The organism is Microbispora sp. CL1-1, from assembly GCF_012034195.1.
In the GTDB taxonomy this organism is placed as follows: Bacteria; Actinomycetota; Actinomycetes; order Streptosporangiales; family Streptosporangiaceae; genus Microbispora.
Map to the genome: position 1 here is coordinate 143,662 of NZ_JAATEK010000009.1, position 23,763 is coordinate 167,424.

19 protein-coding genes are annotated in these 23,763 nt (G+C 70.6%); 9 read left to right on the forward strand and 10 right to left on the reverse strand.

Annotation, left to right across the window (positions count from 1 at the left end; genetic code table 11):
• Positions 1-27 precede the first annotated feature (27 nt).
• The 8 genes from HCK04_RS13975 (at position 28) to HCK04_RS14010 (ending at position 12,745) form a co-directional block, all read left to right on the forward strand.
• Positions 28-903: a protein phosphatase 2C domain-containing protein gene (locus HCK04_RS13975; RefSeq protein WP_142620895.1), complete on the forward strand. Its 876-nt coding sequence runs from the start codon at positions 28-30 to the stop codon at positions 901-903.
• Positions 904-2,472, forward strand: a complete 1,569-nt coding sequence (locus tag HCK04_RS13980; RefSeq protein WP_142647666.1) for a hypothetical protein — start codon at positions 904-906, stop codon at positions 2,470-2,472. It begins immediately after the preceding gene.
• Positions 2,469-3,794, forward strand: a complete 1,326-nt coding sequence (gene brxD, locus HCK04_RS13985; protein ID WP_142620891.1) for a BREX system ATP-binding protein BrxD — start codon at positions 2,469-2,471, stop codon at positions 3,792-3,794. The genes HCK04_RS13980 and brxD overlap by 4 nt, the downstream gene beginning before the upstream one ends.
• The gene (locus HCK04_RS13990; RefSeq protein WP_142647668.1) at positions 3,791-5,884 is read left to right on the forward strand and encodes a DEAD/DEAH box helicase; all 2,094 of its coding nucleotides are present in this window, start codon (positions 3,791-3,793) and stop codon (positions 5,882-5,884) included. The genes brxD and HCK04_RS13990 overlap by 4 nt, the downstream gene beginning before the upstream one ends.
• A 1-nt stretch (position 5,885) precedes the next feature.
• Entirely contained in the window at positions 5,886-8,594 is a 2,709-nt protein-coding gene (locus HCK04_RS13995) for a tetratricopeptide repeat protein (RefSeq protein ID WP_142647670.1), read from the forward strand.
• Positions 8,595-8,968: 374 nt separating this feature from the next.
• Positions 8,969-9,313, forward strand: a complete 345-nt coding sequence (locus HCK04_RS14000) for a hypothetical protein (RefSeq protein ID WP_142647672.1) — start codon at positions 8,969-8,971, stop codon at positions 9,311-9,313.
• 342 nt (positions 9,314-9,655) lie between these two features.
• Positions 9,656-12,313, forward strand: a complete 2,658-nt coding sequence (locus HCK04_RS14005; RefSeq protein WP_142647674.1) for a GNAT family N-acetyltransferase — start codon at positions 9,656-9,658, stop codon at positions 12,311-12,313.
• A 237-nt stretch (positions 12,314-12,550) separates the two neighbouring features.
• Positions 12,551-12,745 carry a hypothetical protein gene (locus tag HCK04_RS14010; protein WP_142647676.1) on the forward strand — a complete coding sequence of 65 codons (195 nt, stop codon included), beginning with the start codon at positions 12,551-12,553 and terminating at the stop codon, positions 12,743-12,745.
• A gap of 147 nt (positions 12,746-12,892) precedes the next feature.
• Here HCK04_RS14010 and HCK04_RS44175 read toward each other — a convergent pair whose 3' ends face one another.
• From HCK04_RS44175 to HCK04_RS14060, 10 genes are all read right to left on the reverse strand, one after another.
• Positions 12,893-13,660: a CPBP family intramembrane glutamic endopeptidase gene (locus tag HCK04_RS44175; RefSeq protein ID WP_168065921.1), complete on the reverse strand. Its 768-nt coding sequence runs from the start codon at positions 13,658-13,660 to the stop codon at positions 12,893-12,895.
• A 231-nt stretch (positions 13,661-13,891) separates the two neighbouring features.
• Positions 13,892-14,728: a CoA ester lyase gene (locus HCK04_RS14020; protein ID WP_142647681.1), complete on the reverse strand. Its 837-nt coding sequence runs from the start codon at positions 14,726-14,728 to the stop codon at positions 13,892-13,894.
• On the reverse strand, positions 14,725-15,318 hold the full coding sequence (locus tag HCK04_RS14025; RefSeq protein ID WP_244312846.1) for a MaoC family dehydratase: 594 nt from the start codon (positions 15,316-15,318) through the stop codon (positions 14,725-14,727). The genes HCK04_RS14020 and HCK04_RS14025 overlap by 4 nt, the downstream gene beginning before the upstream one ends.
• A gap of 74 nt (positions 15,319-15,392) precedes the next feature.
• Complete coding sequence (locus HCK04_RS14030) at positions 15,393-16,313, reverse strand: succinylglutamate desuccinylase/aspartoacylase family protein (RefSeq protein WP_142647683.1); 921 nt, start codon at positions 16,311-16,313, stop codon at positions 15,393-15,395.
• Positions 16,310-17,167 carry an alpha/beta hydrolase gene (locus HCK04_RS14035; protein ID WP_142647685.1) on the reverse strand — a complete coding sequence of 286 codons (858 nt, stop codon included), beginning with the start codon at positions 17,165-17,167 and terminating at the stop codon, positions 16,310-16,312. Before HCK04_RS14035 ends, HCK04_RS14030 begins: the two co-directional genes overlap by 4 nt.
• A 35-nt stretch (positions 17,168-17,202) precedes the next feature.
• A complete protein-coding gene (locus HCK04_RS14040; protein WP_168065923.1) occupies positions 17,203-18,915 on the reverse strand; it encodes a DUF885 domain-containing protein in 1,713 nt (570 codons plus the stop codon).
• Between the two features lie 24 nt (positions 18,916-18,939).
• Positions 18,940-20,133 carry a membrane dipeptidase gene (locus tag HCK04_RS14045; RefSeq protein WP_142621437.1) on the reverse strand — a complete coding sequence of 398 codons (1,194 nt, stop codon included), beginning with the start codon at positions 20,131-20,133 and terminating at the stop codon, positions 18,940-18,942.
• Entirely contained in the window at positions 20,130-21,518 is a 1,389-nt protein-coding gene (locus HCK04_RS14050) for a dipeptidase (RefSeq protein WP_142647689.1), read from the reverse strand. The genes HCK04_RS14045 and HCK04_RS14050 overlap by 4 nt, the downstream gene beginning before the upstream one ends.
• A complete protein-coding gene (locus HCK04_RS14055; RefSeq protein WP_142647691.1) occupies positions 21,505-22,203 on the reverse strand; it encodes an SDR family NAD(P)-dependent oxidoreductase in 699 nt (232 codons plus the stop codon). Before HCK04_RS14055 ends, HCK04_RS14050 begins: the two co-directional genes overlap by 14 nt.
• Positions 22,200-22,913: a creatininase family protein gene (locus HCK04_RS14060; RefSeq protein ID WP_142621443.1), complete on the reverse strand. Its 714-nt coding sequence runs from the start codon at positions 22,911-22,913 to the stop codon at positions 22,200-22,202. The genes HCK04_RS14055 and HCK04_RS14060 overlap by 4 nt, the downstream gene beginning before the upstream one ends.
• 252 nt (positions 22,914-23,165) lie before the next feature.
• On the opposite strand from HCK04_RS14060, the gene HCK04_RS14065 reads away from it, so the two are divergent.
• Positions 23,166-23,735: an Lrp/AsnC family transcriptional regulator gene (locus HCK04_RS14065; protein WP_168065925.1), complete on the forward strand. Its 570-nt coding sequence runs from the start codon at positions 23,166-23,168 to the stop codon at positions 23,733-23,735.
• The last annotated feature ends 28 nt before the right edge of the window (positions 23,736-23,763 follow it).

Below are 23,763 nucleotides of genomic sequence, written 5' to 3' on the forward strand. Positions count from 1 at the left end.
GAACCGTACCCGGAAGAGGAACCGCACATGGAACAGGTCCAGGAGCACGAGGCGCCCGCGGCGGCGGAGACGGTGCCCGGGTTTCCCCAGCCGCTCGTCATCGGCCGCGAGCCGCGGGTGATCTCACAGCCGGGTCCGCTGCCTGCGGTACGGCGGCCGGACACCGAAATCGACGGCGCCGCGCTGCCCGGGCTGGAGGTGCGTGCCGCATCGATCCGAGGCGACGCGCACCGCTACTACGGCACCGTACGTCAGGACGCGATGGGGCTCTGGCACGACGGCGAGGGCACGCTGCTGGCCTGCGTGGCGGACGGGCTGGGCAGCAAGGAGGGCTCGCATGTCGGAGCGGCCACGGCCTGCGAGGTCGCGCAGGCGTATCTCTCCACGCTGCCGATCGCCCCTGACTACATGACGGACGCCCGGGAGTTCGTCGACGGCATCGCCGGCGACATCCGCGACCGGGCGGACGAGCGCGGGATGCCGCCGGACGAGTTGTCCACGACGTTCCTCGCCGCCAGGATCCGGGAGGTGCCCGAGACGTCCGTGCACCGCGCCGTGCTGGTCCGGGTCGGCGACTGCATGGCGTGGCACCTGCACAGGGGCGTCTGGACACCGTGCTTCGGCGAGGACGACGCCGACGCGGGGGTCTCGACCTCGGCGACCCACGCGCTGCCTCGCGATATCGAGCACGTGGAAGTCGGCTATGCCGACCTGTATCCAGGCGACATGCTGCTGCTGTGCACCGACGGCCTGGCCAAGCCGATGCGGGGGCCGCAGGTGAGCTCCCGGTTGGCGAGCTGGTGGAGCCGACCGCCGTCCCTGCCCGAGTTCTTCTGGCAGATGAGCTTCCGGGCGAAGACGCACGACGACGACCGGACCGCCGTGTGCATCTGGAGGGTCTGAATGGCCTTCACGCCCCATCCGCTCGACCGGCACCGTGCGACGCTGCCCCTGGAGTCCGACCCCCTCGACAAGGGCGGCCAGGGGGTGGTCACCCGTGTGCTCGGGCCGGAGAACCTCGTCTACAAGGAGTACATGCCGCAGGCCGGCCAGGTGAACGGCGCGGCACTTGCGGAGCTCGTCGAGTTCGGTCATCGCCAGACGGCCACCGAGGTGCGCGCGCTGCTGCACCAGTGCGCCTGGCCCGTCGCGAGGGTCGTGCACGGGGGCCAGGTGACCGGCTTCCTGATGCCGCACGTGCCCCGGGACTTCTACGGCACGATCGGCGGTAAGCCCAAGCTCGTCGAGCTGCAATATCTGCTGTACGAACCGAACTGGGCGTGGCAGGACCTGCACCAGCCGGACGTCCACGGCCGCCTTGAGATCGCGACGCTGGCCGCCAAGCTGATCGACCTGCTGCACACCCACGGGTGGATCGTCGGGGACCTTTCCTTCCGGAACCTCCTGTGGCGCCCGGGCCAGCCGTACAAGGTCTTCATGCTCGACTGCGACGGCCTGCGCCGGCACGGGGCGGAACCGGTGTTGCGGCAGGCGCACACGCCGGACTGGAATGATCCCTACCAGCCCTCCAGCGGGCCGGACATGGACACCGACCGATACAAGCTCGCGCTGCTGGTCGGCCGGGTGCTCTCGCGGACCCCGTCCGTGCGGCCCGGTGACGAGCCGGCGCTGCTCCCCGGCCTGCCGGACCATGTGGTCACCGCTGTCGGGGAGCTCTTCACCCGTGCGCAGGGCCCGCGCGGCACACGTCCGATCGCGGCCGAGTGGGTCCAGGCTCTCATCGGCCGCAAGCGCATCGCGGTGACCCGGCCCGCTCGGCAACAGCGGTCCGTGCACTCCGGGCCTGACGCCCCGATCCGCCTGCCGGGCACGGGCCGTGTCAGTGTGCCGGTCAGCAGGCCGGCACGGGGAAGCAGACCGCCCCTGCCGCCGTCACCGTCCCCACCGTCCACGGAACGGAGCTGGACGTCGGTCTCTCCCATGGGCGGACCGACGACGCCCGCAAAGGACGGGAACAGGCGTCAGCCCGCGCATCAGCCGCGTGTCTCCCGACCGGGCGAGACCATCTGCGGCCTCCCCGTGGCACACGAACCGGTGCGCTCCAAGCCCGCACCTGCCGCCCCTCCCCCAGCACCGGTGCCCGTAACACCTGCCCAGCCGATTGCACCTCCTGCGGCAGTGACAGCTCTGCCAACCCTTGGTCAGCGGGTGGTGGCCTCGGATACCTATGCCGAGCAGCGGCGGCTGGCTCCCCGGGGCGGCGTCGTCGATGACGATACGGTCGCCCGGATCATCGACCACCTCGCCGGGGGCACCGGACGGGGCTCGGTGGCGGACATCGCGCAGCGGCTCGGCGAGACGCCTGACCGGACGGTCCTGTTGATGCGGGCGCTGAAGAACCTGCTCAACGTGGAGCAGACCGATGTGATCATGCTCAAGGACCGCGACCGTACGGTCGAGCTGAACGTGCGACTGCTGGAAGAGCAGTTCCTCGAGGAGGATGAACCGTGACGGCGAAGGTGAGCCGGGCAAGGCGGCGGCAGATCATCGACGCTCTCGGCCGCGGGACCGTGCCGCGCAACGGCCTGGATCTGTTCGCGGTCGGCATGGAGCGGTTCGAGAAGGCGCTCGACGACGATCTGACGGCGGTGACCGCCGGAAGCTCGGGATTCAAGGCGGTTCGCGGCGAGTACGGCTCGGGCAAGACGTTCTTCGCCCGCTGGCTGGCCGAAAGGGCCAAGCGGAAGAAGATGGCGACCAGCGAGATCCAGATCTCGGACCGGACCACGCCTCTGCACCGGCTGGAGACCGTCTACCGGTCGTTGATCGGTGGGTTGAGCACCGCGAGCTCGCCGCCGAGCGCGTTGCAGGACATCGTGGACACATGGCTTCTCGCTCTGGAGGATGACGCCGGGGTCGCGAAGGACGACCGCAGGGCGATGAGCACCGCGGTCGAGGAGCTCATCGAGTCACGGCTGGCCGAGACCGCGAAGAACGCGCCGGCGTTCGCGACCGCGCTGCGTTTCTACCGCCGCGCCAGGCTGTCGGGCGACCATGCGACCGCGGACGGCCTGCTCGCCTGGGTGCGCGGCGAGCCGAACGTCGCGTCGAGCATCCGCCGCTATGCCGGGCTCAAGGGGGACGTCGACTCGACTTCGGCCCTGTATTTCCTGCAGGGCCTGCTCGTGGTGCTGCGCGACTGCGGTTATCCGGGGCTGCTGGTCGTGCTCGACGAGGTCGAGACCCTGCAGCGGATGCGCAGCGACAACCGTGAGCGGAGCCTCAACACGCTTCGGCAGCTCATCGACGAGATCGACAAGGGCCGCTTCCCCGGCCTCTATCTCGTCATCACCGGCACTCCCGCCTTCTATGACGGTCAGCAGGGCGTGCAGCGATCCCCGGCCCTGGCCCAGCGGCTGCATTCCGACTTCAAGACCGACGCGCGGTTCGACTCCGCCCGCTCGGTGCAGATCCGGCTCACCGGCTTCGACCGCGACAAGCTGGTCGAGCTGGGCTGCGCCGTACGCGACCTGTACGCCCAGGGAGACCCCGCCGAGCAGCGCATCAGGAACCTCATCGACGACGCGTACGTCAAGGACCTGGCCACCGCCGTCGCCGGACACCTGGGAGCCGGCGTGGCGCCGCGGATCTTCCTCCGCAAGCTCGTCGCCGACGTGCTCTACCGGGTCTCGGACCACGAGGATTTCGACCCCCGGCGGGACTACCGGCAGGTCACGGTCACGGAGGGAGAGCTGAACGACGACGAGCTGAACGCCTTCCGCCGCGGCCGCCCGGCGGTCTCCGCGGACGATGTGGAGCTCGACCTGCCGTGACCTCGCCGACACTCGCACTTCACCCGACGATCGCGTACCACCTCACCAACACGCTCGGCTGGGCCCGGCTGCGGCCGCTGCAGCAGGAGGCGCTACGTCCCATCGGCGAAGGGCGGGACGCGCTGTTGATCGCGCCGACGGCCGGAGGCAAGACCGAGGCGGCGACGTTCCCGCTACTGTCCGTGATGGAGGAACAGACCTGGACCGGCCTGTCGGTGCTGTACGTCTGCCCGCTGAAGGCCCTGCTCAACAACCTGCTGCCGCGCCTTCAGTCGTACGCGGGCTGGCTCGGCAGGCGGGTCGAGCTCTGGCACGGGGACGTGTCCGGCTCCCGCCGTCAGGCGATCCTGCGGGATCCGCCCGACATCCTGTTGACCACCCCGGAATCCCTGGAGGCCATGCTCATCAGCAACGGGGTGGACCACCGCCGCCTCCTGGCGGATCTGCGGGCAGTCGTGGTCGACGAGGTGCATGCCTTCGCCCGCGACGATCGGGGCTGGCACCTGCTCGCCGTTCTGGAGCGCCTCACCCGGCTGGCCGGACGGCCGCTCCAGCGCATCGGCCTGTCGGCGACGGTGGGCAATCCTCGTGAACTGCTTTCCTGGCTCCAGGGTTCGGGCGCGGGGAGCCGGCCTGCGGAAGTGATCGCCCCTGGCATGGGAGCGGATTCCGGAGCGGCCGATGTGGAGCTGGACCACGTCGGCTCCGTCGCCAACGCCGCCCGCGTCATCGCGGCACTGCATCAGGGCGAGAAACGGCTCGTCTTCTGCGACTCCCGCAGGATGGTGGAAGAGCTCGGTCAGTTGCTGCGCGACCACGGCGTCACGACGTTCCTCTCCCACTCCTCCCTCTCGGCCGACGAACGGCGCCGCGCTGAAGAGGCCTTCGCCCAGTCTCGCGACTGTGTCATCGTCTCGACCTCCACGCTGGAACTGGGCATCGATGTCGGAGACCTGGATCGAGTCATCCAGATCAACGCTCCGTGGTCGGTCGCGTCGTTCCTTCAGCGCCTGGGCCGTACGGGCAGGCGCTCGGGAGTCAGGCGCAACTGCCTCGTCCTGGGCCTGACCCAGGAGGATCTCCTCGCCTCCGCGGGGCTCCTGCTGCTGTGGAGCACGGGTTACGTCGAGCCCCTGCAGCCGCCGCCCTCGCCTCGGCACATAGTCGCGCAGCAACTCCTCGCGCTCGCTCTGCAGGAGGGCCGGATAGGCGGCGCCCTGTGGCCGGACTGGTGGCGCGGCCTCGGCCCTTTCCGTGAGCAGCACGCGCGCCCGGTGCTCGACCATCTCATCGACCAGGGCTTCCTCGAGCGAGACGGCGGCGCGCTGCTCGTCGGCCCTCAGGCCGAGCAGCGCTTCGGGCGCCGGAACTTCATGGACCTCACCGCGGTGTTCACGGCCCCGCCGGAGTTCATCGTCCTGCGCGGCAACGCCGAGATCGGCCGGACGGATCCCAGCCTCCTGACGTCCGCCGTCACGGGGCCGCGCCTCCTGCTGCTGGCCGGCCGCACCTGGGTCGTGGACTGGATCGACTGGAAACGACGACGATGCTTCGTCCAGCCCGTTGAAGGAGGCGGCGGCAAGGCCCGCTGGGCGACCACGATGTCCGGCGGCGCTTCCTTCGCCCTGGCACGCGCCATGCGGGACGTCGTTCTGGGCGCCGACCCTCCGGTGAAACTCACCCGCCGGGCGGTGACCGGACTCACGCGGATACGGGAGGACAGCCACGACCTCGTCCACCCGGGCGGCACCGTGATCGTGCGAAACGACGGCGACCTGCAGTGGTGGACCTGGGCCGGATATCGCGCCAACGCCACGATCAAAGCCACGCTCGGCCCGCTCGCCGATCCGACCCAGCGCGTGGACGACCTGCACGTCAGGCTGAGGAACGACCTGACCGGCACTCGGTGGCGGCAGGACCTCGCCGGCGAGCTCAGCCGACCCGACATCGACGACAGGGCGCTGAACGGCCTCAAGTTCAGCGCATTGCTGCCCCGCGAACTCGCCGTCGAGACGCTCGCGACCCGTCTGGCCGATCTCCCCGCCGCGGCCGCCGTGCTTTCGGAGCCCGCGCATTTCACGCTCCGATGAGTTGTCTCGCTCGCTGAAGGCGCTCGCCGATCGGCTCGCCGAGCAGGGGCACCCCGATAACGAGTTGCTCGCGCGCCGCATAGTGCTCGCCCTCTCGGAGGGCCGTGATCGGCTTCAGCTCGCGCGGGCGCTGAGCGAGCTCGCCGTGCCGCTCACGGCGCTGGGCCGGCTCGACGATGCCGTCTCCGTACGGCGCCGCGCTTTCCGCATCCTTCGCACCCTGGCCAAGGAGGACGTTACCCGCTGGCTGGATGTTGCCGCGGAGGCCGAACCGTACAGTGCCCTGCTCGTCCATGTCGGCAGTGTGCTCGACGCGATGATGGTCTGCCGGCAGACGGTCCGCGGCCTCGCTCCACTCGTCGAGATGGGTTTGGACTGGGCGCGGGAACCGTACGCTCGCTGCCTGCTGCGTCTCGCCCAGCGCGTGGCCGAGGACGACGACCTGAAGGAAGGCATCCGGCTGGCGGAGAAGTCCATCGAGCAGTTCCGGGCTCTGGGAGGGGGCTACGGTCTAGCCCTCGCGCTCAACATCCTGAGCAACCTCAAAGTGGACGACGGTGACCTCGCCGGAGCCCTCACGACCTCCCAGGCCGCGCTGGAAGTGGCAAGGAATCTGGCCGACGGCGACTACCGTATGACACTCGCCATGGCGCTGCAGACCACAGCCTTACGGCATGCGGATCTCGAACAGTGGAACCAGGCACACGAGAGCCTCATTGAGGCTGGGGAACTCGTTCCGCTGCTGCTTGCCGAGGATTCCGGAGCGGCCCCGTGGTACGCGAGTTTCCTCAGCGACCTCTCCCAGGTTCAGGCGAAGCTCGGCGATGCGGACGCCGCGGTAGAGACCATGGAAAGGGCCACGCAGCTCTACCGTGACCTTGCCCGGCAGGACCCGGCCGCCTACCTGAGCGAACTCGCGCTCTCCCTCGTCAATCTGAGTCACCGCCACGCGGCCATCGGTCAGCACGCGAAGGCGGTGTATGCGCTCCAGGAGTCGATCAAGCACTACCGTAAGCTACGCAAGGAGGACCGAGAGTGGACATCCGACCTCGCTAGCGCCCACCGCTTCCTTGGCGACCAACTGACAGCACTCGGCCAGCACGAACCGGCGCTGAATGAGACGCGTGCAGCCATCAAGCTCTACCGCGAATGCGCGGACCCTCACCTCGGCGAATCCCTCAAGATCTTGGGAACCCGACTGCATAACCTTGGGCGTACAGAAGAATCGGTGGCAGCCACAGCCGAGGCAGTCGAAATCTTCCGTACCGCTGGAGACCTGCCCCAGCTCGCACACACGCTGTTCAACCTCGCGATCACGCACAACGTCTCCGACGAAATCAACGAGGCCGTGCGATCCGGCAGGGAGTCCGTCGAGTCGTATCAGCGCCTGTACGACGACGACACAGGCTGGGCCGTGGCCCTCGCTAACGCGCTGAGCTTCCTCGGCTCCGTCCTCGAGCGAGCCGGCCAGTTCGACCATGCGATCACCGCCGTCGAGCGCGCGGTCAGCCTCCTGGAACGGCTCTACGAGCCCGGCGACGATCAGCTCGGTGCGGATCTCGCGCGGGCGCTGCACAACCTGAGCCGCTACCACGAGGAGGAGGGACGCCTGGAGCGAGCGCTGGAGCACATGCGGCGATCCATCTCTCTGTACGGCGAACTGACCCAGCAGGATCGTGACCGGTTCCGCCCCCGACTGGCGAGCGCCTGGCTCTCACTCGCCATCTACCTGTCCCGGCTCGGCGAAGCCGAAGAAGCCAGATCCGCGGCCGCCCTGGCCGTCGATCTCTGCCGGGAGACCGGAGCCCGGGAAGACCTTGCCGATGCGCTCTTCCATCTCAGCAACCGGGAAGCCGACCTTGGCCGTACCGAAGAGTGCGTCGCCGCCCTCAGCGCGGCCCTCGAGATCTACGAAGAGCTGTCCCTCGTCCAGCCCGACCCGTACCTTGCCAGGATGGCAATGTCGCTGGACAACCTTGCCACTCGCTATTCGAGCCAGGGCGACCCAGGGCGGGCGCTGCCCCTGCTGGAACGCGCCGCAGACATTTGGGGGCAGATGGACGAGACCGGCCAGCTTGCCGGGACTTTGCAACGGCGGCTCTTTGTCCAGTCCTGCCTCGGGCACGACATCGAGGAGACGGTCGAGCGCGTCACCAACATCCAGCAGGACCTCGCGGTCACGGTCCGCACGCTCAACGACGTGGCCCAGGAGCTGATCGGCGTCGAACTCCTCGACCCCGCGCAGCAGCTCCTGGCTCGCGCCTCCGGGTTGTGGGAAATCCACCTCCTCCAACAGCCCGACGCCGAACCGTTCCCCTACATCCACCTGCTCGACTCAAGAGCCACCATCATGTTCAGGCTCGGGCTTCACGAGGAGGCCGCCGCCGCAGAACTCGGCGTGGTGGAGCTGTTCGAGCCGCTCGCGAAGGAGGATCCCGTCAGCTATCTGGCCGTGCTGGCGACCGTCCGAGCCAGGTTGGCCGATTACCTACGCGCCGCCGGCCGGAACGTCGAGTCCCTCCATCACCAGCGCCAAGTCGTGGAAACCTACGAGAAGCTGGCCGCCTCCGACCCCAGCCGGTACCGGCCCTCCCTCGTCGTCTCCCTGACCGACCTCGGTGAACTGCTTCGAGACCTCGACGACGACGATGCCGACCCTGTACTCACACGGGCCGCCACCCTCCGTGCCGCCCTCTCCGGAGACCTTTGAGTGGCATCGACTCGGATGAGGCCACCGCTGGCCAATATGGGGCTGGTAGTGGGCGGGCTTCGTCGGCCTGGTTTCCTTGCCGGCGCACCCGCGACGCGGGAGAAGGTCGATAGCCGCCGGCGCAGGGCGACCCGCCTGTCGGCCCAAGATCCGGCCTGGTCCGGCCACACCATGTCGCAGGGGGCCGTCCCCTGGATCCCGACGGAATGTCGGTGGGCTGATGCATGCTGAACACTGCGAGCCTGGCTTTGTGAGCCTGGATTTGTGAGGGGGGTGTGCGTGCGGAGACCGCGTGATGCCACCGGCCAACGGCGTCAGCCGTACTCCGTTTTCGAGTACGGCGCGCCGACCGGCATCCGGAGGCGTTGCACCACATGTCCCGCACCGACAAGACCGACCCGCTCATCGTCCGGCTCTGGCATGGCGATCTGACCCGCGAGGCCTGCCACGACCACCGCGCCGAGTCCACCTGCGACCTGCCCGCCAGCCTCAAGGAGGATCTCGACGCCTCCTGTACGCGCTGCACCTGGGAGTTCCGCTGGACCGGGATCCGCTGCTGTTGCTGCGGCATGTGCCGTGCCCAGGCAAGATACCGCCGTCTCCTGCGGGGCATCCGGACCGCCGACAAGGCACGGTTGGCGCGCGGGGCCAAGGCCTGGCGCGTGGGCGACGCGACGGCCTTCGACGACATCGTTCCCGCCCTTCGCTACCGGCCTTGAGCATCACGATGAACGAGAGCCCGTGCGCCTGATCCCGCCGGATGGGTGACGACGAACGCCGATCTCCGGGACGGTGTCATCGGTTCCAGGCGGTCTCCCGCTGACCCGGTCGATCCCCGGAAACGCAAGGGCGGCCCAGCCATCCGGCTGGGCCGCCCTTCGCGTAGGCCGCGGGCCGCGTACGGGCTGATCACACTCGGCTTCCCGGGCGCAGCAGGCCGAGCGTGCGGATCCTCGGCGCGCGAAGGACGGGCCGGCTGGACGGGGTTCGGGACCGGGGTCCCGGCAAGACGGGAAGGAAGTCCCTTTGGGGGTGCTCGCCCGGTCGTGGACCTTTGAGACATGGTTCGAACCGCCGGCGAAGCGTGCGACGTCCTCCTGCGTGACGGCGGGGTGGCGCGCATCCGCCCGTTGCGGCCGGCCGACCGGGAGGCCCTGCACGAACTGATCGCCAGGTCTTCCCCGCGTTCGGCGTATATGAGGTTCTTCACCGGAGGCGCCGCCTCGGCCCATGCGTACATGGACCGGATCACCGGGCCCGGCTACCACGGGCACGCCCTGGTCGCTCTGGTCGGCGGCCGCGTGGTCGGCGTGGCGGAATACATCGCCGATCCGGACGGGTCGGAGGCCGAGGTGGGGATCCTGCTGGACGACGCGGTGCACGGCTGCGGGCTCGGCACGCTGCTGCTCGAACATCTCGCGCTGGACGCGGCGGACGAGGGAATCGAGGAACTCGTCGCCACCGTCCTGCCGCAGAACCGGGCGATGCTGCGGGTGCTGAACGATCTCGGCCTGCCGGTGGAGACGCGATACGAGGACGGGCAGGTCGAGATCCGCATCGCCACCCGCCCCACCGAGCGGCTCGTGGCCGAGATCGAGGCGCGGGCGCACGAGGCGGAGCGCAACTCCATCGCGCGCGTGTTCACCCCGGAGTCGGTGGCCGTGATCGGCGCCGGCCGTCACGAGGCCCGCGTCGGGCACCGCGTGCTGCGCAACCTGATCGACGAAGGCTTCCCCGGCCCGATCTATGCCGTCAATCCGCGGGCCACCGAAGTGTGCGGTCTGCCGGCCTACCCGGACGTGGCCTCGCTGCCCGGGCCGGCGGAGCTCGCGGTGATCGCCACCCCGGCCCCCACCGTGCTCGGCATCGCCCGCGAGTGTGCCCGCCATGAGGTACGTGCCCTGGTCGTGCTGACGTCCGGATTCGCCGAAGTGGGAAACCGCGAGGCCGAACGGGAGCTGCTGGAGATCTGCCGGCAGGCGGGCATGCGGCTGGTCGGGCCCAACTGCCTCGGTGTGGTGAACACGGCGGCGCGCCTGAACGCCGGATTCCTGCCCACACCTCCTTCCCCGGGTCCGCTGGGGGTGATGTCGCAGTCGGGCGCGGTGGCCGCGGCCATGATCGAACGCGCCGGACAGCTCGGCCTCGGCATCTCCTCCTTCGCCTCCGTGGGGAACAAGGCGGACGTCAGCGGCAACGACCTGCTCGAATACTGGGAGGACGACCCGGCCACCCGCGTCATTGGCCTTTATCTGGAGTCGTTCGGCAATCCGCGAAGGTTCGCCCGGATCGCCCGCAGGATCAGCGCCCGCAAACCGATCATCGCGGTGAAGAGCGGGCGCAGCGCCGCGGGCAGCCGGGCGGTCCGCTCGCACACGGCCGCCGCGGCGACGCCCGATGTGGCCGTGGACGCGCTGTTGCGCGCCTGCGGCGTCATCAGGGAGGACAGCGTCCAGGATCTGCTCGACACCGCCCGGCTGCTGGCCTTCCAGCCGCTGCCGGACGACCCTCGGGTGGCGATCGTGGGCAACTCCGGAGGCCCGCAGGCGATGACGGCGGACGCCTGTGAACGGCTCGGCCTGGTCGTGCCGGAGTTGTCCCCCGCCACCGCGGAGGCGCTTCGCCCCCGGCTCCGGCCGGCGGCGGCCGTCGGCAACCCCGTCGACCTCACGGCCGAAGCCGACGCCGGGGACATCGCCTTCGCGATCGCGACGGTCCTGGCCGACCCGGGCGTCGACGCCGTGCTGACCGTCTACACCCCGCCGTTCGGCTCGGGCCTCGACGCGACGCGCGAAGCGATCGCGGCCGTCACGAGGAACGCGGCGAAGCCCGTGCTCGCCTGCCTCGCCGGGCACGACGAACTCGTCGACGGCCGGGTGCCCGCGTACGCCTTCCCCGAACAGGCCGTGCACGCCCTCGCCCGGGCGGCCGCGCACGCCGCCTGGCGCGCCCGGCCGCCGGCATCCCGCGAGAACCTCCCCGGGATCGACTCGGCGGCCGCGCGGCGGATCATCACCGCGGACCTCGCCGCTCATCCCCATGGACGATGGCTGGACGAGGGCACGGCGGCCCGGCTCCTGTCGGCGTACGCGATCAACACGGCCGAGTCCGTCCCGGTCGACGGGCCGGAGAGGGCGGCGGAGGCCGCGTCGGTCGTCGGTCTGCCCGCCGTGCTCAAGGCCGTCGGCCCCGGGTTGGTCCACAAGTCCGACGTGGGTGGTGTGCGGATCGGCCTGCGGACGCCCGACGAGGTCCGGCAGGCGTACCGGGAGATGGCCGACCGACTCGGCCCCGCGATGACAGGCGCGATCGTCCAGGCCATGGCAGGCGAAGGGACCGAAATGATCATAGGCGGCGTCGCGCACGAGACCTTCGGGCCGCTGATCATGGTTGGGCTCGGCGGTGTCGCGACCGAGCTGCTGGCCGTTCGCGCATTCCGCGTGCCGCCGATCGACAGGGCCGAGGCCGCCCGCATGATCGCGGAGCTGCGGTGCGCGCCGCTCCTGTACGGCTACCGCGGACGGCCGGCGGCCGACGTGGCGGCCCTGGAGGAGCAGATCGTCCGCGTGGGCCGGTTCATGGACGATCTGCCCGACGTCGCGGAGCTCGATCTCAACCCGGTGATCGTGACACCGGATGGGGCCGTGGCGGTGGACTGCCGGGTGCGGCTCGCCGCCGCCCCGCCGCTCCCTTCACCCTTCCGGCGCCGCCTCCGCTGATCCCTTCCGGTGCCGTCGCCTGCTTCTGAGCACGCCCTGCCCTCAGAAGCGACGACCGCCGTGGGGACCGGGGACCTTCGCCCCTCCCCGCGCAGAGCGGGTAGGCGGGACGGTTGAGTCATGACGATCGCGAGAACAGAACTCCGTCCGATCCCCCGGCGACAGGACGGTGGAAGGGACCGTGACGAGGCCACGGGTCCGCTCGCACGGCGTGCCATACGGGAAACCCTGCGCGAGGTGTTCACCGACGTGGTGGACGACGTGCGCCTGGTAGAGATCGACGGCATGGTGCACGTCTACGTGTTCATCCGCCCCATCGCCTCCGCCTGCCCGGAACACATCCGTGCGACCGCTCGTGAGGCGTACCGGGCCGTTCACTGCGAGCCGGTGGTCGCTCATGTGGCCGCGTCCTGCTCCGCCCATGGACGTTGAGCTCCCAGGTCTCGTCCGGATCGCGAGAGCCCACACCGCGGCACGGCCCGGTCGTGAGAGCCCGCTCCCGCGATGTCACCCGCAAGAGCGATGTCACCGGCGAGAGCGATGTCACCCGCGAGAGCGATGTCACCGGCGAGAGCGATGTCACCGGGAGAACGGCCTGGGCCACGCGGTCACCACCAGCAGGGCCACCACAATGGCGATGCCCCCGGTGACGACCGGGTCGTAGTGCGATCCGGGGAAGAGGGACCAGCCGACGTTGGAGGCGGCATGGCAGACGACCGCGGTGAGCACGCTCGTGCTGTGCAGATACAGCCAGACGATGACGACCCGCAACGCCACCGTGTACAGGCACTGGCCCGCTATCCACAGCGGGCCGTGGCCGGCCTGCGCGTAGGGGACGATGTGCCAGACCGCCCATGTCACCCCCAGGATGACGCCGGTGACCGGCGGGCCCCAGCGGGTGGACAGCGGATCGGTGGCATACGCCGTCCATCCCGCCTCCTCGCAGGCGGCGGCGACGAGGAACACGGCGAACAGCAGCGGGACCTCCACCAGCGAAACCCGCAGCCCGGGCAGTGACCGGCCCAGCAGGACCATCACGGCGTACGAGCCGGCCATGACGCCCAGCGGCAGCGCGATCGCGAGTGCGTGCCAGCGGCCGGGACGGGGAGCGGCACGCCAGTCCACGACGCGCTGCAGCAGCCGCTTCACGGCGCCGCGTGGCTCATGACGGCGGACCAGCAGCATCGCCGCCAGCAAGGGGCAGCACGCCATCAGCGCGCTCACGGGCAGGGTCTCCGACAGGCGGCCGGCCACGGCACCGGCCAGCCAGAAGGGCACGGACAGGGCGAAGGTCAGCGCGATCAGCCGCACGGGCGACCTGTGGTCCGGCTCCGTCCACCCGCTCACACGCCGCTCCTCGAACCATGGCCGACGCCTCCTGCCGCCGCCCCTGAGTGAGCCGCGGACGCAGCCGAAGACATGTAGATGAGCCGCGCGGACCACCCTAACCGTGATTCGCGCGGTGTTTCCGGCGGTTCTGCCACATCCGGGACCTCGCAGGCGTCTCTGCAGTTCCATGGTGGCAGGACGCATGACGGCGACGGGGCTGCGCGCGTGATGCAGGACGGGCCGGGCGCTTCACGCCGGCTTCTCACCCGCGGAGTCGACGATGCGCCGGGCGAACTCCAGACGAGGTCTGTCGATCATCTCTCCGTCGACCCGTACGGCGGCGCCCGCGGACCCGGCCGCCGCGTCGAGCACGCGCCGGGCCCAGTTCAGCTCCGCGTCCGAGGGCGAGAACGCGCCGCGGACGACGGCGACCTGGCGCGGGTGCAGACACAGCTTGCCGGTGAATCCCATGGCCGCCGCCCGGCGGGCGGCCTCCAGGGCCGCCGCATCGTCGTCGATCTCGGGCTCGACCCCGTCGACGGGCCCGGGCAGCCCGGCGGCCCTGGCCGCGAGCACGACCTTGCTGCGCGCGAACAGCAACGCCTGCTCGTCGCCGCCCCGTGACGGGATGCCCATGTCGAGGCAGAAGTCGAGGTTGCCGAACAGGAGCCGCGCCACGCCCGGCGCCTGTGCGATGAGATCCGCGTCCCGTACGCCCCGGGCGGATTCGAGCAGCGCGAAGACCGGCACCCGGGGGCCGAGCGCGGCGGCCACCGACGCGACGTGCTCGGCCGCCTCGGTCTTGGGGAGGACGACTCCGGCGAGCCCTTCGGTCCCGGCGAGCGCGGCCAGGTCGTCGGCGTGCCACGGCGTGCCGATGCCGTTGACCCTGACCAGTGCCGGGTGGACGGAGACGTGGGCGGCGGCGGCCGCCCGCGCGCGGGCCTTGTCCAGCGGGGCGACGGCGTCCTCGAGGTCGATGACGACCGCGTCCGCGCCGCTGGCGGCGGCCTTCGCGAAGCGGTCGGGCCGGGTGCCGGGCACGAAGAGCAGGGTCCGCGCCGTCGTCCCGTACGCCCCGGTCATGGTGTGCCGGGACGCGGGTCGAGCCCGGCGGCCTTCAGAGACCTCTCGTCCCACCGGGGTTCGACGGCGACGCGGCCGGGACCATGACCCCGCCGGTAGACCAGGAGGGTGCGCTCGAAGCTGATGACGATCACGCCGTCCTGGTTGAACCCGATGGTGCGCACCTCCACCACGCCCACGTCGGGACGGGACTTCGACTCGCGCACCGAGAGCACCTCCGACTGGGAGTAGATCGTGTCGCCCTCGAAGACGGGATTGGGCAGGCGCACCCGGTCCCAGCCCAGGTTCGCCATGACGTTCATGGACACGTCGTGCACGCTCTGCCCGGTGACCAGGGCCAGGGTGAAGGTCGAGTCGACCAGCGGCCTGCCCCACTGCGTCCGCTCCGCGTAGTGCCGGTCGAAGTGGATGGCCGCGGTGTTCTGGGTCAGCAGGGTGAGCCACGCGTTGTCCACTTCGGTCACCGTACGGCCGAGCGGGTGCCGGTAGACGTCGCCGACGACGAAGTCCTCCAGGTAGCGGCCCTCCCAGCTCACTGACGGCGTCCGGGGCTCCGGGGAGGCGGTTGAGGCGGTTCCGTTCTCGTCCACGTCGGGGTCTCCTTGTCGATGGTGTCGGTACGCCGGTGCCGCCCTCGCCATACCCGGAGCGGCCGAGCCGGTCTTCAGTCGCGGGCCAGGCCCATGAGCAGGCCGCCGGCCGAGACCGCCGGGCTGCTCGTCAGGAACAACGGTGTGCCCGCCTCGGGCGCCCGCACCTCGGCGAAGACCTCGCCCCAGACGTCGCTCATCGTTCCCAGCAGCCCGCCGGCCGGCACCTGCTCCCCCACCGCCGCGGCGGGCTCCCACCAGCCCTCCCGGTCGGTGCGCAGCCAGTGCCATCCCTCGTGCAGGCGGGCCTCGCGCACCGGCCACGGCTCACCGTCGAGCACGCCGACGGTTCTGGCGATGTTGGTCAGCCCGGCCAGGTGGCGGTCGATCGCCGCCCGGTCGAGCAGGCCGTTCTGGCCCGACTCCGCGACGATCGCCGGGATGCCGGCGTCCGCCGCGGCCGCGCACGTGCTGCCCGCCACGGTCCGCGCCCGCGCGGCCTGCCTGACGACGTGCCCGGCGCCGTACGCCAGGGCGAGCTCCAGCGAGGCCGCCTCGACCGGCGACTCCTCGAAGATCGTGAACGGCTCCAGCGACTCGGGCAGGTCGCCCGCGTGCATGTCGACGAGATAGTCGGAGCCGAGGACGAGCTCGGTGAAGACGTGGTGCGCGAGCACCCGCGTGAACGAGCCGCCCGGGTCGCCGGGGAAGCTCCGGTTCAGGTTCTCGCCGTCCACCGGGACGACGAACGGCGCCCTGGCCCAGAATCCCGGCACGTTCACCACGGGCACGACGACGATCCGCCCGGAGACGGCGGCGGCGTCGAGGTTCCGCACGAACTCGCGGACGGCCGCGATCGAGGCGTACTCGGCGCCGTGCACGCCGGACAGCACGGTGAGCCGCGGTCCGTCGCCGCGGCCCCGGATGTCGAAGTACGGGATGCCGAGCCCGTCCGGGCCGGGGCCGGGGACGTTGAGAGTGCGCCGCTCGATCATCGCGCCGCGGTCCCGAGGTCGGGCAGCGCCTCGGCGAGGAAGTCGCGCATCGCCTGCTGGAAGAGCTCCGCCTCCTCGATCTGCGGGGAGTGCCCGGACTTCTCGAAGACGACGAGCCTGGAGTTCGGGATGAGGGAGGCGATCGTCTCCGACGACGACACGGGAGTGACCCAGTCGTACCGGCCCACGGTGACGAGGGTGGGGCAGGTCACGGACGGCAGTTGCGGCTTGACGTCGTAGATCGGCGCGTTGTGCTGGAAGCACCAGTTGTGCGCCTCGTGGCGGTAGATGCCGGCCTCGACGCGCGCGGCCGCCTTGACCGGGTCGTACTCGTGGTCGTACAGCGGGATCAGCTCGGCCCAGCGGGCCTTCAGGTCGTCGTCGTCGCGGATGTCGCCGCTCCAGTAGCGGTCGTAGTTCTCCCAGTCGAGCTCCACCCGGGTCTGCTTGCGCGCGTTCTCGTGGGCGATCTCCAGGTTGGTCCGGTCCGGTGAGGTGTCTCGAAGGATCATCGCCCGCACCCGGTCCGGGTAGGCGATCGCGTACTCCATGGCGATGAATCCGCCGTAGGAGCCGCCCGCGATCACGACCGACTCGGCGCCGGCCCACTCGCGCAGCGCGTCGACGTCGGCGGCCCACTGGGCGTGCGAGTAGGGCGGGACGCCCTCGCTCAGGCCGCAGCCGCGGGCGTCGAACACCACGACGCGGAACAGGTCGGACAGCGGGCCGAAGGTCGCCTTCGGCTCGGCCAGCGAGCCGATGCCCCCGCCGCCGTGGTGGGCGATCAGCACGGGTGCGCCCTCCTCGCCGAGGACCTCGACGTTGAGCCGCGCGCCGTTGATGTTCACGAACATGTGCACTCCTTGCTGAGGAAACGCGGGCGCCTGGCTCAGGCCGCCGCGGAGTCGATCCAGGCGGCCACGATCTGGTCGAGCACACCGAGGGGGACGGCGCCGTTGCCGAGCACCGTCCCGTGGAAGGCGCGGATGTCGAAACGGGATCCGAGGCGGCCTTCGGCCACGGCCCGCAGGCGGCGGATCTCACGGCGGCCGATCATGTACGCCAGCGCCTGCCCTGGCCATGCGATGTAGCGGTCGATCTCGTTGCGGACGTTGGCCCGCGTCGTCGCGGTGTTGTCCCACATGAATTCCATGGCCTGCTGCCGCGACCAGCCGAGGTGGTGCATGCCCGTGTCCACGACCAGCCGGCAGGCGCGCAGCGCGTCGAACGAGAGCATCCCCAGCCGGGCGATGTCCGAGGTGTACAGGCCCATCTCGTCGGCGAGCCGTTCGCTGTACAGGCCCCAGCCCTCGACGTACCCGCACACCTCGGCGTCCAGGAACCGCCGGTAGGCCGGAAGGTCCGTCAGGGTCTGCGCGGAGGCGATCTGCAGGTGGTGCCCGGGCGTGCTCTCGTGGAAGGCCAGCGCCTCGTACTCGTACACGAACCGCTCGTGCGGGTCGGCCGTGAGGACGCAGTGGGCGCCGGGCCGGGACCCGTCGCCCGCCGGCGGCCGGTAGTGGGCGAGCGCGGCGTTGCCCGCCTCGATCGGGTTGATCTCCTCGATGACGCAGTCGGCGATGTCGTACGCCGGGAACCAGTCGTCGCGCGCCTCCTCGGCCCGGCGCAGGGCGTCGGTCACCACGTCGACGATCTCGGCGGCCGAGCCGAACCGCAACGAGGGGTCCTCCCGCAGCCGGGTCAGGACCTCGCCCACGTCGCTCGTGCCGAGCACCCGTCCGCCCAGCTCGGCCCATTCCTGCCGCAGCTCCGCGAGACAGTCGAGACCGATCTGGTGGATCTCCTCCGGGGACAGGTCCGTGGTGGTGTGACGCCGTACGGCGGCCCGGTAACCCTCCTCGCCACCGGGGACGAAGCGGACGCCGACCCGCTCGTCGGGCCGGGCCACGGGCAGCAGCTCGTCCCGGAGACCGACGAGCAGGCGCCGGAGCGCGGGACGGACGGACTCCTCTACGATGCCGGCCGCGCGCGCCCTGACGCTCCCCTCGTCGACGGCGGCCGGCAGCCGATGGCCGAGCAGGGTGTCGTCGGCCAGGCTCAGCGAAAGGTGCCCGGTGAGCTGGTCGATGGCCTGGCCGACGCCGACCCGGGTGGGAATCCGCCCGTCCTGTTCGGCCGCCCGATAGCGGTCGAGGATCGCGTCGATGAACGCGGGCAGGGCGCTCAGCCGCCGCAGGTACTGGTCGACGGCCGCGGCGTCGGTGAGGGACGCGGCCGGGACCGACATGAACATCATCGCCTGCGGTGAGGAGTAGCCGTCCGCGGACGCCCCCGTCTCCCACAGGCCGTGCTCCAGGTCGGACCGTACGCCCCAGGCGAGGCGGCCGAGCACGGCGTGGTTGATCCGGTCGGCCGGGTTCAGGCCGTCCGGGTCGATCTCCGCGAGCCGCCGTTCGATGTCCGCGATCTTCGCGGCGTCGGCGGCGGCGCCGGAGCGGCTGGGGTCGGGCACCAGCCCGTCGAAGCCCGAGACGCCGAGCAGCGTGGCGCTGAAGGGGTCGGCCGTGTGCTTCACCTGGAAGAACTCGTCGCTGAGCCGGGCGAGCCGGTCGTTCGCCGGGGGCTGGACTTCAGGAGTCACTGATCCTCTTTCCATTCGGGAGGGTTAGGCCCAGATCCGCTCGAGCGCCCGGAGGATGTTGCCGCCGAGCACGGCCGTGATCTCGCTGTCGGAGAACCCTTCCTGGACGAGCAGGCCGCAGATGTTGTGGAAGTTCTCGGTCGGGTTCTCCAGCCCGTCGACGTACTCCACCTTCTCGAAGGAGGGGCCGCCGGGCGCGGCGGCGCCCACCTTGAGCAGGTGCCCGAAGACGGTGTGCAGGCCGACGTGGTCGCCATAGAGGGTGTCCGGCCCGAACGCGACGTGCTCGATGCCGACCAGGTCCAGGCAATACCGGAAGTGGTCCATCACCGACAGGATCGTGTGCCGGGGATGGGCCTCGGACAGCGTCGTGTGGGGCGCCGCCGACATGCCGATGACGCCGCCGGTCTCGGCGACCGCGCGCAGGACGTCGTCCGGCTTCATCCGCGGCGTGTCCCAGACCGCGCGCGCTCCCGCATGGGTCATGAACACCGGGCGCTCGCTCACGGCGCAGACGTCCAGGCCGGTCCGGTCGGAGGAGTGCGAGATGTCGATGGCCAGGCCGAGCCTGTTCATCCTGGCGACCGCGCGCCTGCCGAAGTCGGTCAGCCCGCCGTCGGTGGTCTCGTTCAGCCCGCTGCCGAGGGCGTTGGCGTCGGAGTAGGCGATGCCGATCTGCCGGAGGCCGAGGCCGTACAGGACGTCGAGCCGGTCGAGCTCGTTCTCGATCGGCGTCGCCGCCTCCAGGCCGAACAGCAGCCCCACCTTGCCCGACCTGTGGGCGTGCTCGATGTCGTCCATCGTCCGGATCACGATCACGCCGGACTGGTGGGCGATGTCGGCCTGGCGCATGCCGAGGTCGGTGATGATGTCGAGCCAGCGCCACGGGGCGTTGCCGGTGACGCAGGCGGTGCCGTCCATCATGTTGTCGAACACGACGGTCATGCCCGACGCGAGGAGCCCGGCGAACGCGGTGTGCTGGCGTCCGGTCCTGTTGTATTCCGGCGTCTGCCGCATGTCGGCGGGGAACCGCACGGGATGGTCGTGCAGGCTGATCACGATGTTGTCCCGCAGCAGCCGCTCGGCCCGTTCCCGCTCCAGCTCGCTCAGGCCGCCGGCGTACGGCGGCACGCGGCCGAACTCGGGGGCCAGCTCGATGGCCGGGAAGTCGACGCCGGGCGTGAGATAGCCGTACGACTCGTAGACGCCCGCCGTCACCGCGTGCCGTCCCTGTGCACCGGCGCCAGCCGGTGCGGCCCGTCGGCGAGCAGCCGCCACAGCCGCTCCCAGGCGCGCATCCCCTCGCGCAGCCGGGAGATCCGCATGAACTCGTTCGGCGCGTGCAGGTTCTCGTCGGCGGTGGAGAAGGAGAAGAACAGCGTCTTCGCGCCGAGGACCTCCTCGAACAGGGCCGTCGCGGGCAGGGTCCCCGCGATGACGGCCAGCAGGACGTCCTGGCCCGGGTAGACGTGCGCGAGCGCCTCGGTGGCGGCGCGGATCGCCGGGTGATCGGCGGGGATCGTGTACGCGGGCACCCCGCCCTCGTCGGGGCGGACGGCGACGCGTACGCCGGGGATCTTCTGGGCGAGCACATGGTCGGTGATCGCCTGGAGCACCCGCTCCGGGCGCTGGCCCGGCACGAGCCGGCAGGAGATGTGGGCGGTCGCGACGTGCGGGATCACCGTGTATTTGCCACCGGCCAGGACACCGTTGATCTCCAGGGTGGGCCGCTCCCACAGCCGCTCCAGCGTGCTGTAGCCGGCCTCGCCGAAGAGGGCGTCGAGACCCAGGTCCTCCCGGTAGCGGTCGTCGTCGAACGGCACCGCCGCGATGGCGGCGCGGCGCTCGTCGCTCAGCTCGGGGATGCCGTCGTAGAAGCCGTCGACCGCGACCCGGCCGTCGGCCGTGTGCAGGCCGGCCAGGATCTCGCTCAGGGCGTGCACCGGGTTGGCGACGGTGCCGCCGTAACGCCCGGAGTGCAGGTCGGTGCCGGCGCCGCCGACCTCGACGGTGAGCGTCACCAGGCCCTTGGACGCGATCGACAACGAGGGCTCGCCCGGCCGCCACATCGCCCCGTCGGCCGAGATGACGAGATCGGCCGCGAGTTCGTCCGCGTGCTCGCGCAGGTATGCGGGCAGGTGGGGGCTGCCGATCTCCTCCTCGCCCTCGAAGAGGAACTTGACGTTGAGCGGCAGCGCGCCCTCCTGCTCGATGAACGCCTGCGCCACCTTGAGCACGATGAAGACCGGGCCCTTGTCGTCGGTGACCCCGCGCCCGCGGATCACGTCGCCGTCGACGCGCAGCTCGAACGGCGGGGTGCGCCACTCGGCGGGATCGCCGGTCGGCTGCACGTCGTAGTGGCCGTAGACCAGGATGGTGGGGGCGCCGGGCGCCCCGAGCCACTCGCCCCGGACGATGGGGTGACCTTCCGTGGCGACGACCCGTCCGCCGGCGAAGGACAACTGGGCCGCGAGCCATTCGGCCGCGGTCCGCATGGTCTCCGCGGAGGCGTCCCGGCTCACGCTGGGCACCGCGACGTACGCGGCGAGCTCGTCGAGGTAGGCGGCGGTCGAATCGAAGTCGGTCGAATCAAAAGAGAGCATGTCCACCATCAATCGAGAGGGTCTGACCGGTGATCCAGGATGAGGATTCGGAGACGAAGAACCGGACGCCGTGCGCGATGTCCTCCGGCCGGCCGAGCCGGCGTACGGCGATGCCTTCGACGAGCGCGGCCTGCCCCTGCTCGCCGTAGCTCTCCCACTGCTGGATCGTCGTGGGGTTGGACAGGACGAACCCCGGCGCGATGCAGTTGACCGTGATGCCGAACCGTCCTAGCTCGTGCGCCATCTGCCGGGTGAAGCCGATCTGCCCGGCCTTCGCGCTGGCGTAGGCCTGGATGCCGGTCAGGCTGACGCTGCGGCCCGCGCCCGACGAGATGTTCACGATGCGGCCGGAGCCGCGCCGCTTCATGCCCGGCACCGCCGCCCTGGTGCACAGGAACGTGCTGGTGAGGTTGGCCGCGACCACGGCGGACCAGTCCTCGTCGCCGATCTCCTCCAGCGGGTGGTGGACCTGGCCGACCACGCCGCCGGCGTTGTTGACCAGGATGTCGACGTCGCCGATCTCGGTGAAGAAGGCGTTGACCGCGGACGAGTCGGTGACGTCCACCGTGTCCTTGTCGACGCCGTGCACCCGGACCCCGTCCGCCTCGAGCGCGGCGGCGATGGCCGCCCCGATCCCGTGGGCCGTGCCGGTGACGACGGCGACCCTGTCCCTGGCTTCCGTCACTGGTCGAGCCATCCCTTCTCGAGCAGCTCGCGGACCTCGGCCACGCCGGCGTCCCACACGACCTGCATGTCCTCGTCGCTGCGCTGGTAGGCCCCGCCCAGGCTTCCGTCCGGGGAAAGCTCCCTCATCTCGCGCGCGGTCACGTTGTCGGCCAGCGACCTGGGGAGGACAGGCGCGCTGCCGCCGGGGATCTCGGCGCCGGCGACCCTGGTCCAGGCGAAGTTCTCCAGCCAGGAGCCGTGAAACTGGTCGTCGTCGAACCGGGACGCCGCCTCCGCCGTCTTCGGGGCGTTGTACCAGCTGTGGAACAGCACCTCCACGCGTTCGTCGCGCGGCGCGCACACCCATTCGCGGATGAGGCCGGCGACGGGGGCGTTGCCGCCATGGCCGTTGATCACCGCGATCCGCCGGAACCCCTGGGATGCCAGGCAGTCCAGCAGGTCGCGGATCACCTCGATGTACGTGCTCATCCGCAGGCTCATGCTGCCCGGATACTCCACGAAGTACGGCGCCATGCCGAACGGCAGGACCGGCAGGACCGGAACGCCGAGCGGCTCGGCCGCCTCCACCGACACACGCTCGGCAAGCAAGGCGTCCGTCCCGAGCGAGAGATACCCGTGCTGCTCGGTCGATCCGACCGGGAGCACGATGCGATCGTCGCGTTGGAGGTAGTCGGCTATCTGCATCCAGTTGCTGTCGAAGACCCGCACCGGTCCTCACACTCCGTTCGATGATGCGAAGTGAAACCTATGTCGACCTTGATGGTGGTCAACTGTAAGGGAAGTTTCGTCTCATACTAACCATTTGCCCGACGAATGCCAGGCTTTCACTGCAAACGCATTCGGTTCGCCTGTCCGCGGCGTCCGTCCCGCAGCGCGATGTGGCAACCGTCATACGGTGACTTCGGCGGCGGTGCGCTTTCCGTGCTCCATCCGTGTCCCCGGCCGGGTAGCCTTCCCGCCATGCCCCCTCGCCGTCGTTCCCCTGCTTCGCATTCCTCGGCCGCTCCCCTGCGTGCCGTCGCCGACGTGTCCGTCCCGGCGCCTCCGGTCCCGCTCGACGATGTAGACCGGCAGATACTCGTGCTGCTCAGCCAGGACTCCAGGCGCTCGCAGCGGGCGCTCGCCCGTGAGCTCGGCATGTCCGCCCCCGCGGTCGGAGAGCGCATCGCACGGCTGGAGCGTCTCGGGGTGATCCAGGGGTACGGCGTGCGCGTGAACTGGAGCGCCGCGGGCTATCCGATGACCGTGTACCTGATCATCACGGCGGTCCAGGGCTACCAGCAGCAGGACCTCGTCCAGCAGCTCTCCGTGATCCCCGAGCTGGAAGCGCTCGACATCGTCACCGGCGCCATGGACATGCTCGCCCGGCTCCGCGTGCGTGACCACCTGCATCTGCGGCAGCTGCTCATGGACTGCATCTGGCAGATCGAGGGCGTGCAGCGCACCGAGACCGCGCTGAGCCTGGTGGAGATAGAGCCGAAGAACCTGGTGGCCGACCTGCTGTCGGCCCCGCCCGGCGAGCCGGCCTGAGCGGCCCGGCCGGCTCACCGGGATCGTG

What these genes read in the sequence shown, in the direction of transcription:
- HCK04_RS14005 (WP_142647674.1), top strand. Translation starts at nt 9,656, where the DNA reads ATGGTTCGAACCGCCGGCGAAGCGTGCGACGTCCTCCTGCGTGACGGC.
- HCK04_RS13980 (WP_142647666.1), top strand. Translation starts at nt 904, where the DNA reads ATGGCCTTCACGCCCCATCCGCTCGACCGGCACCGTGCGACGCTGCCC.
- HCK04_RS13975 (WP_142620895.1), top strand. Translation starts at nt 28, where the DNA reads ATGGAACAGGTCCAGGAGCACGAGGCGCCCGCGGCGGCGGAGACGGTG.
- HCK04_RS14020 (WP_142647681.1), bottom strand. Translation starts at nt 14,728, where the DNA reads ATGACCGGGGCGTACGGGACGACGGCGCGGACCCTGCTCTTCGTGCCC.
- HCK04_RS14030 (WP_142647683.1), bottom strand. Translation starts at nt 16,313, where the DNA reads ATGATCGAGCGGCGCACTCTCAACGTCCCCGGCCCCGGCCCGGACGGG.
- HCK04_RS14065 (WP_168065925.1), top strand. Translation starts at nt 23,166, where the DNA reads ATGCCCCCTCGCCGTCGTTCCCCTGCTTCGCATTCCTCGGCCGCTCCC.
- HCK04_RS14035 (WP_142647685.1), bottom strand. Translation starts at nt 17,167, where the DNA reads ATGTTCGTGAACATCAACGGCGCGCGGCTCAACGTCGAGGTCCTCGGC.
- HCK04_RS14000 (WP_142647672.1), top strand. Translation starts at nt 8,969, where the DNA reads ATGTCCCGCACCGACAAGACCGACCCGCTCATCGTCCGGCTCTGGCAT.
- HCK04_RS14050 (WP_142647689.1), bottom strand. Translation starts at nt 21,518, where the DNA reads ATGCTCTCTTTTGATTCGACCGACTTCGATTCGACCGCCGCCTACCTC.